This window comes from Sorangium sp. So ce726 (assembly GCF_051521405.1).
GTDB lineage: Bacteria > Myxococcota_A > Polyangia > Polyangiales > Polyangiaceae > Sorangium.
On sequence record NZ_CP150349.1, the window covers coordinates 8,962,751 to 8,973,463 of the forward strand.

Consider the following 10,713-nt stretch of genomic DNA (forward strand, 5'->3'; position numbering starts at 1 on the left):
CGGGGGCACGCGCTCCCGAACCGACGGGGGCCTAGGATGCAGCAGCCCAGGCGGCGCTGTCAAAGTAGCTCGTCGTCCGGCGACCCGCCCCCGCCCCCGCGCGGCTGCGCGAGGGGCGCGGCGAGCATGTGGGTGGTCGCACCGGGCGCGCCGGCGGCAGGCCGATCCGCTTCCTGGCGCGCCGCGGCGAGGGCGGCGAGCCCCGAGAGGAGCGGGAACGCGACCAGCGCGTAACGCCCGGCACCGAAGAACACGGCGTGCGTCGCCGCGGTCGCAGCGAGGACGGCGAGCGCGGCGCCCACGAGCACGGGCGCCCGGAGGAGCGCGCGGCCCTTGATGAGCGCGAGGCCGAGGAGCGCGACGTAGCCCACCCATGCATGGACGTGCAGCGCGGCGACGACCCCCAGCGCGAACAGCGCGAGCCGAGCGATGTCGAGCGCGCGCTGCGCGAGCGAGGGACGGCGAGCGCCGAGCGCCTGCGCGGGCCTTCGCGCTGCCCACACGAGCGCGGCGAGGAGGACGATGCGCTCGAAGACGGTCTCGACGGCGCCGAGCGCGATCTTGTCGGCCTCGCTGAACGCCGACGGGTTCGAGGCGTGGAGGTACCACCCGGCCGCGCCGCAGTAGTCGAACGTCGCCGCGAGCTTCCTGGGCACGAGCCCGAGCCATTCGCCCGGGTGCTCGGCGATGTACCGGCGCGCCTCCCGGCCGAAGCAGGCGTCCTTGCCGGCTTCATCGAAGACCTCGCGGCACGCCTCGGGGACCTGGACGGGCGCCCAGGCGCCGGTGGACGCCGGGTCCGCTCCGATGAGGAGATTCCATCCGCCGTTCACGCTCACCAGAGCGCACTGGTTCATCCGCAGGCAGTTGCGCGCGGTCCAGGGCGCGCACACGAGGAGCGCGGCGATGACGGTCAGCAGGACGGGCGCCGCGCGCGCGGCAAACGGGAGGAGGAACCGGGGACCGCCTGCAGGCGGAGAGCCCGACAGGGCGAGGCCGGCGAACAGGGGCGCGAGCAGGAGCGCCTGCGGACGGACGAGGGTGGCAGCGCCAACGAGCAGCCCGATGACGGCGAACGGGGCCAGCGCGGGGCGGCGCTCGCGCGCCCTGGCGGACGCCCACGCCGCGCAGGCGACGAGCGAACCGGTGACGCCCTCGGTCATCAGTGCCGGGGTATACGCGACGAGCCCGGGGTGGAGGGCGACGAGCCCACCGGAGAGCGCCGGCACGGCGCGCGAGCGCGGCGCAGCGCGGGCCGCCAGGCGATGGACGGCGAGCGCCGCGAGCGCGCCGAGCACGGCGTTCAGCAGCATCGCGACCGCGGGGTGCGCGCCGAGCAGCGCGTACAGCGCGCCGACCGCGCCCGGATAGCCCACCGGGTAGTGCGCGGCGTACGTGACGACGCCGTCCGGCCAGAGCCACGTGTAGCCGAGCCCCGCCGCGATCCGCTCGGCGATGCGCTGGTAGTACGTTCCGTCGGCGGTGGGCGGGAAGCGCCCGGCCGCCCAGACGACCATGGCGAGCCGCGCGGCGAGGGCGAGCGCGAAGATCGCGCCCGCGTCGCGCCGACGCGCGACGACCGAGGCGCCGTCGCTCATGACGAGCGCGCGAGCGACAGCGGGAAGCGCGCAAGCAAGCCGGTGGTCCGCAACGCGGCGACGACCTCGCACGCGGGCAGACCGACGACGTTGGAATAGGAGCCGTCGATGCGCGCGACGGCGAACGCGCCGATGCCCTGAATCGCGTAGGCGCCGGCCTTGTCGAGCCCCTCGCCGGTCGCCGCGTACGACGCCACCTCGCCGTCGTCGAGCTCGCGGAAGCGCACCCGCGTCACGACCGTCTCGGCGTGGAGCGCCTCGGCGAGGTCCGGGACGGATGCCGTCGCGACGTCGGCCCGATCGCCGTCGGCGATCGCAAACCGGGTCCAGACCTCGTGCTCGCGGCCCGAGAGGGCGCGGAGCATGGAGCGCGCGTCGACCTCGTCTCGCGGCTTGCCGAGGATGGAATCGCCGAGGATGACCGACGTGTCGGCGACGAGGATCGCGCCGGCCCCGGCCGCCTGGCGCAGGCGCCGCGCGGCCGCGAGCTTCGCCAGGGTCACGCGCTCCAGGTAGGCCGCGGCGCCCTCGCCGGCGCGCCCCGCCTCGTCGACCTCGGCTGCCGCGACGCGGAGAGGCAGGCCGAGCGTGGTCAGGATCTCTCGCCGGCGCGGCGAGCCGGAGCCGAGCAGGAGCGGGTGCGAGTCGTCGATCATGGTCGTGCGGACGCCGGCGGCGCCGGCCCCGGCCGGGCGTGGTCCTAGCACGGCGCGAGCGCGACCGCGGAGCACGACGCAGTCCGACGCAAACTGAGCCTCGGACGCCAGCGGATCGCGACGCGTCGATTGCTGTTTTGACTCTCCCCCCGGCAGTAGTAGAGGGTCGGGCGCAATGCGCGCCAACCGGAGGGTGCCTGCACGATCAAGCCTCCCGCTGCTGGTGGCGTCCGGGGTCTTCATGGCGACCCTCCTTCCAGCGCCGGTGCGCGCGGACGAGTGCGCGCCGGCCAGCGGGCTGTCGGGCTGTATCGACGCCGACAACCTCTGGCCTCACGCAGGCGGCGGCCCTTTCTTCGCCGTGGGGAGCACAGGGACGGCTCCGAGCGCGAAGGCCTCGTTCGGCCTCGTGGCGAGCTACCTATCGCGGCCGGTGGGCCTGCGCACCGCCTCGCCCGACCCCGAGGGGACGGTCATCCATGCGCTGGACAACATGCTCGACGCGACCTTCCTGGCGTCGTTCGGGCTCACCGATCGCCTGGAGGTCACGGTCGCCGCTCCCGTCACCCTGTACCAGGACGGGGCAGGCTTCTCCGACGTCCTCGGCACCGACACGGAGCTCCAGCGCAGCGTGATGCGCGACGCTCGCCTGGGCGCCGCGTTCGCGATCGTGCCGCCGGCCCAGCGTGGTCCGCTCGATGGCTTCTCGCTGGCAGCGCGCCTCGATCTGGGTGTGCCCACCGGCGACGGGTCGGTGTTCGCCAGCGCCGGGACCGTCACGCTCGCGCCGAGCGTCACCGCGGCGTACCGCCTCGGCAAGCTCCTGCTCGCGGCCGAGGTCGGGGCCCGGCTCCGTGGCTCGAGCACGCTGATCGACACCGAGGTCGGCCCACAGCTCCTGGGCGCCCTCGGCGCCTCGGTCGACGTGCTCCCGGACCGCTGGCTCACGGCGTCGGCGGAGGCGTTCGCCCTCTACACGCTCGCCGACCAGCCCGCCGGAGCCCCGGCGCTGGTGCCTGCGGAGTGGATCCTCTCGGCCACGAGCGCCCCGCTGCTCGCAGGCGACGTCTCGCTGTCCGTGGGCGGCGGCAGCGCCATCCCGTTCGCCTCCGGCGGCGCGCTCACAGCGCCGCGCTTCCGGTTCAACCTGGGGCTCCGCTATGCGCCGACGGGGCGCGATGCAGACGCCGACGCCGTCCTCGATCGCGACGACGAGTGCCCGCTCGTCGCGGAGGATCGCGACGGCTTTCAGGACGGCGACGGCTGCCCCGATCCCGACAACGACGGCGATCGGATCCCCGACGGTCGCGACAGGTGCCGGGACGAGCCCGAGACGATCGACGGCTTCCAGGACGGCGACGGCTGCCCTGACGCGGACGACGACAGCGACGGCGTCCCGGACGACGCCGACACCTGCCGGAACGCCGCCGAGGACCGAGACGGCTTCCAGGACAGCGACGGATGCCCCGATCCCGACAACGATGGCGACGGGATCCTGGATGCGCGCGACACGTGCCCCATGGGCGCGGAAGACGTCGACGGCTTCAAGGATGACGACGGCTGCCCGGATCCCGACAACGACATCGACCAGGTCCCTGACGCCAGCGACCAGTGCCCGGGCAACGCCGAGGATCGCGACGGCTTCCAGGACGACGACGGCTGCCCCGAGCGCGACAACGACGAGGACGGCGTGGCCGATGCGGCCGACGCATGCCCCATGACCGCCGAGACGATCGACGGCACGAACGACGCCGACGGCTGCCCTGAGCCGACCGGCAGGTCCTTGCCGCGGTGGTCCGGCGATCAGGTCGTCCTCGACGGCCTGGTCCGCTTCCCGGCAGGGAGCGCCCGCGTGCCACCAGCCCTCGCGGCGCAGCTCGCCATGGTCGCGCAGCTCATGCGCGGGCGCATGCCCCTCGACATCGTCATCGTGGAGGCCTACGCCGATCGTCAGGGCGATCAGTCCACGCGCGCCCTCGATCTCGCGGGCGCGCGCGCGAGCGCCGTCAAGGAGCTCCTTGCAACAGCGGGCTTGCCGGCGGACCGGATCACGGCCGCCGCTGGCGACCCATCAGCCAAGCGCGCGCCTGGCGCGCCCCAGATCGAGGTGACGGCGACCCGCGCTCGGCGCTCTGAAGGAGCCCCGGGTGCTCCGGGCGCAGCCCCCTCGACGACCGGAGAAAAGAAACAGCGATGAATGTCCTCGAGGCACGCCGTGCCCGCCATTTGATCATCCGCCTCGACCGGGGCGAGGAGCTCCCCGCAGCGCTGGTGCGCGCCCTCGATGAGGCCGAGGCGCGCGCCGGCTGGATCGAGGGGGTAGGCTCGCTGGAGCAGGCCGAAGTGGCGCTGTTCGATCAAGCTTCCCGCAGCTACGCGAAGACGCGCGTCCTCGACGGCCCGTGCGACGTGGTGGCGCTCTCGGGGAACATCGCGCTCCAGCAGGGAGAGACCTCGCTTCGGCTGTCGGCCACGCTCGCCCGCGAGTCCGGCGTCGGCCTCCAGCTCGCCGCCGGCGAGCTCGTGTGGGCGCGCGTCTACGGGCTCGAGCTCCGCGTCACGGCGTTCGACGATCTGCCGCTGGTGCGGGTGTTCGACGATCGAACGGGCGCGATGCAGCTCGCAACCCAGTCGTCCGCCCTCCCCGCGCTCGCGGGCGAGCCGCCCCGCCTGGCGCCTCCGGTGCACGCCGCGGAGCTGCCGCGCGCGACGCCTCCGGCGCCCGCCGTGGAGCCGCCGCGCGCGGCGCCCCCGGCGCCCGCCGTGGAGCCGCTGCGCGCGGCGCCTCCGGCGCCCGCCGTGGAGCCGCCGCGCGCAGCCTCAACGGGCTCCGCGGAGCTCGCCGCCGCGCCGCTACCGCAGCGCCCGACCCGTCCTCGCCAGGAGGACGAGCCCTATCCGGAAGTGGGCGACAGCGTGACCCACTTTCACTTCGGCGACTGCACCGTGATCAGCTCGGATGGCGAGCGGATCCGCCTCCGCCAGGAGCGCGACGGCCGCGTGCGCGAGGTCTCGCTGACGATGCTCCGCATCGAACCCCCCACCGTCGACGCGGCGACAGGCAGGAAGCAGTTCCGCCTCGCGCGGAAGAACTGAGAGCGACCGAGGCCACCTCGGTCACGAGGTGGCCGGCGGCGCCTGGGCGCTCAGAAGACGCGCTGGGCGATGTGGATCGAGTCCCCGGCCTGGAGCGGCACGTCGGGGATCTTGTTGTCGATGATGTCCTCGACCGAGACGGTGGTGAACACCGTCTTGCCCTGGGACTTCCTGCGGATCGTGACCCGATCCTTGTCCGCGATGCTGTTGAACCCTCCCGCCATCGAGATGGCGCGGAGCAGCGTCATGCCGGGCTGGAGCGGCAAGGACCCAGGCTTCTGCACCTCGCCGAGCACCTCGACCCGCTTCGAGTTGTACTCTTTGATGCTCACGCTCACGCTGGGATCGGTGAGGACCTGCCCCTCCATGAGCTTCGCGCGCACGAGCTCCGCGACCTCCTGAGGCTCGAGGCCCGACACCTTGAGCCGCTTCACGTAGGGGAAGTCGACGGTGCCATCCGGCGCGACGGTGAACGTCGAGGGCAGCTTCTCTTCTCCGACGATGCGGAGCTCGAACACGTCGCCGACCCCGATGGTCGTCGCCTGCACCGGCGGAGGCAGGTTCGCTGGCTGGGGCGTTCGCGATGAGCACGCAGCAAGCGCCAGCGCGAGCACGGCGGCGGTCCACCGACCAGGACGCCGCATCACATGAACCAGCGCACGCCGAGGAAGGCTTCGAACTGCTGCCACCCGAGGGAGTTAGACGTGCCCCCGCCTTCAGGCGTCAGCGATGTGCCGCTGATGTTGTTGCCGTAACGTAGCGTCGAGTTGACGCCCAGCGAGTCTCCTATCCGGTACTCGCCGAACAGAGAGGCATCGATGCGGACATCAGTCCAGGGGGGGTGCTCCTCGGTAGCGCCGCCTGCCGGGATCACGGGATACACGTTCGCTGCCACGCCGCCATCTGCGATCACGAGAAAGCGCCCACCGAAGAAGTAGGTGAGCTTGAGGTACCCGCGATTGCGCTCGTAATAGCTCGCGAGAAGGCTGTCCTGAAAGTCGCGCGTGAAGCCGGCGGAGAGCGACGACAGCGCGAGCGTTGCCGCCTCGGGGTCGGTCGACGGGTTCGGCGTCAGGTACCACTTCAGCTCGAGCTGACCGATGACGCTGTCGAAGTCATGCACCTCGGCCTGGCCGTCTGACGAGTAGAAGCTCGCGCCCCAGCCGGCCATCGCGAGGAGGCCGAACGACGACGTCACGAGACCGTTGATACCGAGCTGCGCGCGCAGCGGGTGAGAGGAGGGCAGAGAGCCCGGATTCGGATAGTTCACGAACCCGAGCGAAGCGTCATAAATGAGCGCGGTGCGCGGCAAGAAGCGCCAGCGGCCCCGCGTCCGGAGCCTGTGCTGCATATTCGTCAGGCTATCGAACTCATCGAGCTCGAAGAACGTGCCGAGGAAGCGATAGCCCAGCCGCCAATCGAGCAGCCCCCCGCCCGGCGTCCATACCAGCTCTGCGCCGGCGTCCGCGTGGACGCGCCGAAAGCTCTCGTTGGTAATCCCGAGATCAGAAGGGGCAATCGTCCGGCCGAGCGACGCGTCGATGATCCCGGACCATGGGCGTCGAGGCAGGATCGTCACGTTGGCGTCGAGCAGGCCGCCGATGTTCCGCTGCTGACCCAGCCGTTCCTTCCCCTTCTCCATCCCGGATACCGGGAAGAACTCCTCGTAGGTCGCGGAGATGCCGCCGCGAAACTCGACGTCCGGAGGTGGCGCGTCCGGTGTCACCTCCTGCCGCTGCGCGCTCAGCGTCGAGAGCGAAAAGGACGGCGTGATCCGGAGCCGCAACGAGCCCACAGGCCCGACGTCATCCGAAGCAGCCTGGTCATCCTCCGCTCGGCGGAAGAAGTTGGAGTCATAGCCGAACTCCGCAGCGACTCCGGGATGCAGCTCGAGATCGCCGGTGCGTATCCCGATGCCCTCGGTGTAGCGCCGATCCTTGAGCCACGGCTGATCCTGCGCCAGGGCCAACGCCGGGGACAGAGTGAGTGTGACTGCAGCGGCGGCTATGGTTTCACGAAGTTTCATCGCCTATTGGGCAGTGGCAATCCGAGAGAGGCGGTCGCCTACCGAAAACAGCTACTGCACGCAGGCGGCTCGATGATGATCTGGCTGACGGGATACTCGGAAGGATCGTCCTTGGGGAGGTTCGGATCGATCGTGGCCGTCACGGCGCTATCGCCGATAAAGCCCGCTTCCTGTCCGATGCACTGGTTGGCCTCGGCCGTCAGTTGCTCGGTCCGCTGCCGCAGCACCGTCAGGATCGTGAACTCATGGTTGGAGAGATCGACGTCACGCCGATTCACGGCGAGCTCCAGGCCCTGCCGCCGCTCGCGGGCGGAGCGGATGGCGACGTCGATCTGATTCAGCTTGTCGTCAAGACAGAGCGTCTTCACGACGTCGCGCTGCGACCGGGCCGTCTCCAGCTGGCGACGAACCGACGTGCGGGCTCCGTCCATACGGGCGAGGTAGGTCTCGCTCTGCGCGAGCTGCTCTGCGGGCGAGAGCGTCACCTGCCGCGCGAGGCCGGCGGAGGCGTCCGGCGGAGGCGCCGTCTGCGCCTGCGCAGCGGCGATCCCGTGGCCGACCACGACCGAGATCAGCGCCACTGCGGCGAAGCCAGGGATCTGTTCACGCTTCATCGAAGCCTCCGGAAGTCAGACCCGCGCAGTATAGGTGCGGGCAGACGTAATTGTCAAAACGCAATGAACATGCCGAGCAGCAGCGCGCGTCCGTCGGGAGCACCCGTACGGCGCTTTCCCCGTTCGATGCGCGACGTCAGCACGCCATTCACGTTCACGCGAGGAGAGAGGATTGCGTCTTGTCGACGGATCCGGGAAGCATCGGGGCTATTGGCTCACGAAAGTGACAGGAATCACAACCGTCGCGCCGCCGCCCTCGGGCGGCGCGAACTGCGCGCTCTGGACGCGCGCGACGACGCACGAGACCACCGTACCGGACAGCCCGCCGCCGCCGGAGGGGGTCGCCGAGAGCACCTCGCCGTTGGGGCCGATCTTCGCGGTGATCCGGACCGACCCCTTCATGCTCGGGTCCTCTTGAAGGCCTTTGTTGTAGCAACGACGAAAGCCAGCGGTCATCCCAGCCACGACGGAGGGCGCGTTCGAGACGCTCCCGCCGGAGACCGCGGCGCCGCCCACCTGGGCGTTGCCCACCGGCCCCTTGACCGTCTGCGCCGAGCCGGCCGTCGCAGGGCCGCTGGTCCCGGTGTTGCCAATCGTGGCGAGGCCACCACCGCCGGCCGCGCCAGGTCGCACAGTGCCACCCCCGGCGCCGCCCATGTTCAATCCCGCCACACCGCCCTTGCCGACGCCGGCCCCTGAGGCGGCCGCGTTTTCGAGCAAGCCGGTCGGCACGTCTCCCGAGCTCAGGACGCTGGCGGTCGCGTTCCCGCTCGAGTTGAGCGCGCCCAGCATCTGCATGTCGAGCTGCGCGAGCTCGTTGGTGAGCGCCGACGCGCGGGCGTCGCTCATCCCGCCAGAGCCCTTCCCCGGGCTGGCAGCCGCCGCGCCCTTGTTCCCACCGCCAGCGGCCTTCGGCGCTTCGGCCGTAGGCGCCGCTGTCGCGGCCGGCGTCTCGGCGTCCTCCTTCGGCGGCTGCTCCACCGGCGGCGGGGGCAGCTGCTTCACGGACTCGAGCAGCTGCGCGACGTCGATCTCGTCGTCGACCACCGGGTCCATCCAGTCGGAGTAGATCGACCCCACGGCGCCGAAGTGGAACAGGAACGAGAACGCGGCGATGATCGTGGTCGTCCAGTCGATGTCGTTCGCGATCCCCGACTTCACCGAGACGGGCAGCTGCGGCTTGGGCTGCACGGGCGGCGGCGCGACGAACTGGAAGAGGAACGTCGTCTCCCCCACGACGAGCTTGCCGCGCGCCTCCTCGCTGAGCTGGACCTGGTAGGCCTGGACATTGCCGACCGCCACACGCTTGGCGGACGATTTGAGCGCGGAGAGCTCAGAGACGCCGGCCTTGAAGGCGACCCGACCGGTCATCCCGTCCAGGAAATTGAGGAAGTACTCGCCCCCCACGAGCTCGAACACCCGAAAGTTCGGCGGGATGCTCTTGCTCGGGATGACGAACATGCTCTTTTCGCTGGGGCCGATGGTGACGTGGGTGCGCTGCTTGATGACGCGCTCCTCGATCACCTTTCCCCCCTGAACCAGGCCGATCCTGAGGACCTTCGGGCCGGTCACCGGTGCGACCGCCCGCATGACCGCGGTCATCTGCCCGGGCTGCCCGGGGCGCGACGGGGTGGGGTGCGGGTGCTGCTGGGTCATTCCAAAGGACTCCGGGAGAGGGGGGATGAAGCGGGCGCCGATCGCGATCGCGCGTGGCTTGCGGAGCCGCGCTCCGGGGCCCGGCAGGCCCCGGGCCCGGATCCGCGAGCGACGCGCCGCGCAGCGGAGGGCACCATAATTTGCGAGGGTACACGGACAGCTCGGGGCGGTCCAGGAGAGCGCGCCGCGCTCACCGGGGCGCCCGACGGGCACGTCGAGGTGTTCCGGAAGGGGCCCCGGGGCCCCCAACGCCATCGACGTTATCGGCGCGATCGAGTGGTTCCAGGGCGACCCGTACGAGCGCGTCGATCGCCTCGCGCCCTCGCGCGGCAGCGGCGCGGCCGGCGCGCCCAGCAGCCGCGGACGCAATCGCGCCGGCGCCCCCCGCGCCCAGGACGAGCGCGATGACCGAGGGCCCGGCCTGCGCGAGGTACGAGAGCGTGGCCAGGAGCAGCGCGGCGAGCGCCGACAGGCGCGCCGCCGCGCGCGGCCACCCCGCGCCGGCGTCGAGCCGCTGCTCGATCTCGGCGAGGAGCTCGTTCGCCGCCGCGATCTTCGCGCGCGGGTCGGCGGCGGCCATGACCTCGAGCGCGAGGCGGCGCTCCCAGCTCTCCGGCGGCGACCGCCTCGCGAGCTCCGGCAGCCGCGCCTCGCCGGGCAGCGCGCGGAGCGAGCGCGCGAGCGACATCAGGTCGCCGCCGGTCGCGCGCGCGACCTGCGCGGGGTGCTTCCATGAGATCGCGGCGCAGGCGGCGCTCGACGCGATCGACAGCGCGCTCAAGAGCACGGCGACGGCGGACACGCCGCCGCCTAGAACGGCTCCTTGAAGATCGCCTGCTCGATGCGGTCCAGGAACGGCTGACGCAGCTCGGCGAGCGTGAGCTTCGGCTGGATCCGGCTGACGTCGACGGCCGCGATCGGCTTCTGGATGCGGCCCGTGATCGTCACCTCAGCGAGCGTGATGACCCCGCGCTGCTTGCCCTTCTCCTGCGCGCTCGCCCGCGCGCCGTAGCCGAGGATCGCGAGCAGGACCGAACCCAGCGCAAGTGCCTTGTACATGCTCATGG

10 protein-coding genes are annotated in these 10,713 nt (G+C 71.7%); 2 read left to right on the forward strand and 8 right to left on the reverse strand.

Annotation, left to right across the window (positions count from 1 at the left end; all coding sequences use genetic code 11):
• Nucleotides 1-59: 59 nt before the first annotated feature.
• Both WME79_RS33150 and WME79_RS33155 read right to left on the reverse strand, forming a co-directional pair.
• The gene (locus WME79_RS33150) at nt 60-1,598 is read right to left on the reverse strand and encodes a hypothetical protein (protein WP_437522981.1); all 1,539 of its coding nucleotides are present in this window, start codon (nt 1,596-1,598) and stop codon (nt 60-62) included.
• The gene (locus WME79_RS33155) at nt 1,595-2,497 is read right to left on the reverse strand and encodes a Maf family protein (RefSeq protein ID WP_437522983.1); all 903 of its coding nucleotides are present in this window, start codon (nt 2,495-2,497) and stop codon (nt 1,595-1,597) included. The genes WME79_RS33150 and WME79_RS33155 overlap by 4 nt, the downstream gene beginning before the upstream one ends.
• Here WME79_RS33155 and WME79_RS33160 point away from each other — a divergent pair.
• Both WME79_RS33160 and WME79_RS33165 read left to right on the forward strand, forming a co-directional pair.
• The gene (locus tag WME79_RS33160) at nt 2,430-4,451 is read left to right on the forward strand and encodes an OmpA family protein (RefSeq protein WP_437522985.1); all 2,022 of its coding nucleotides are present in this window, start codon (nt 2,430-2,432) and stop codon (nt 4,449-4,451) included. The two genes, WME79_RS33155 and WME79_RS33160, sit on opposite strands and share 68 nt — an antisense overlap.
• Complete coding sequence (locus tag WME79_RS33165; protein WP_437522987.1) at nt 4,448-5,350, forward strand: PPC domain-containing DNA-binding protein; 903 nt, start codon at nt 4,448-4,450, stop codon at nt 5,348-5,350. Before WME79_RS33160 ends, WME79_RS33165 begins: the two co-directional genes overlap by 4 nt.
• Nucleotides 5,351-5,400: 50 nt before the next feature.
• Here the strand turns inward: WME79_RS33165 and WME79_RS33170 are convergent, their stop codons facing one another.
• The 6 genes from WME79_RS33170 to WME79_RS33195 all read right to left on the reverse strand — a co-directional run bounded on the left by WME79_RS33170 (nt 5,401) and on the right by WME79_RS33195 (nt 10,705).
• The gene (locus WME79_RS33170) at nt 5,401-5,898 is read right to left on the reverse strand and encodes a polysaccharide biosynthesis/export family protein (RefSeq protein ID WP_437522988.1); all 498 of its coding nucleotides are present in this window, start codon (nt 5,896-5,898) and stop codon (nt 5,401-5,403) included.
• Nucleotides 5,899-5,993: 95 nt separating this feature from the next.
• The gene (locus WME79_RS33175; protein WP_437522990.1) at nt 5,994-7,376 is read right to left on the reverse strand and encodes a hypothetical protein; all 1,383 of its coding nucleotides are present in this window, start codon (nt 7,374-7,376) and stop codon (nt 5,994-5,996) included.
• 38 nt (nt 7,377-7,414) lie between these two features.
• Complete coding sequence (locus tag WME79_RS33180) at nt 7,415-7,990, reverse strand: hypothetical protein (RefSeq protein ID WP_012238568.1); 576 nt, start codon at nt 7,988-7,990, stop codon at nt 7,415-7,417.
• Nucleotides 7,991-8,197: 207 nt separating this feature from the next.
• Nucleotides 8,198-9,646, reverse strand: coding sequence for an AgmX/PglI C-terminal domain-containing protein (locus tag WME79_RS33185; protein WP_437522992.1), 1,449 nt, complete (start codon nt 9,644-9,646; stop codon nt 8,198-8,200).
• A gap of 190 nt (nt 9,647-9,836) precedes the next feature.
• A complete protein-coding gene (locus tag WME79_RS33190; RefSeq protein WP_437522994.1) occupies nt 9,837-10,448 on the reverse strand; it encodes a hypothetical protein in 612 nt (203 codons plus the stop codon).
• An 8-nt stretch (nt 10,449-10,456) separates the two neighbouring features.
• Nucleotides 10,457-10,705, reverse strand: a complete 249-nt coding sequence (locus WME79_RS33195; protein ID WP_437522996.1) for a hypothetical protein — start codon at nt 10,703-10,705, stop codon at nt 10,457-10,459.
• Nucleotides 10,706-10,713: the final 8 nt, after the last annotated feature.

Excerpts from the sequence above, each read along its gene's own strand:
- WME79_RS33150 (WP_437522981.1), bottom strand. The coding sequence starts at position 1,598 with ATGAGCGACGGCGCCTCGGTCGTCGCGCGTCGGCGCGACGCGGGCGCG.
- WME79_RS33160 (WP_437522985.1), top strand. The coding sequence starts at position 2,430 with ATGCGCGCCAACCGGAGGGTGCCTGCACGATCAAGCCTCCCGCTGCTG.
- WME79_RS33155 (WP_437522983.1), bottom strand. The coding sequence starts at position 2,497 with ATGAAGACCCCGGACGCCACCAGCAGCGGGAGGCTTGATCGTGCAGGC.
- WME79_RS33165 (WP_437522987.1), top strand. The coding sequence starts at position 4,448 with ATGAATGTCCTCGAGGCACGCCGTGCCCGCCATTTGATCATCCGCCTC.
- WME79_RS33175 (WP_437522990.1), bottom strand. The coding sequence starts at position 7,376 with ATGAAACTTCGTGAAACCATAGCCGCCGCTGCAGTCACACTCACTCTG.
- WME79_RS33180 (WP_012238568.1), bottom strand. The coding sequence starts at position 7,990 with ATGAAGCGTGAACAGATCCCTGGCTTCGCCGCAGTGGCGCTGATCTCG.
- WME79_RS33185 (WP_437522992.1), bottom strand. The coding sequence starts at position 9,646 with ATGACCCAGCAGCACCCGCACCCCACCCCGTCGCGCCCCGGGCAGCCC.
- WME79_RS33195 (WP_437522996.1), bottom strand. The coding sequence starts at position 10,705 with ATGTACAAGGCACTTGCGCTGGGTTCGGTCCTGCTCGCGATCCTCGGC.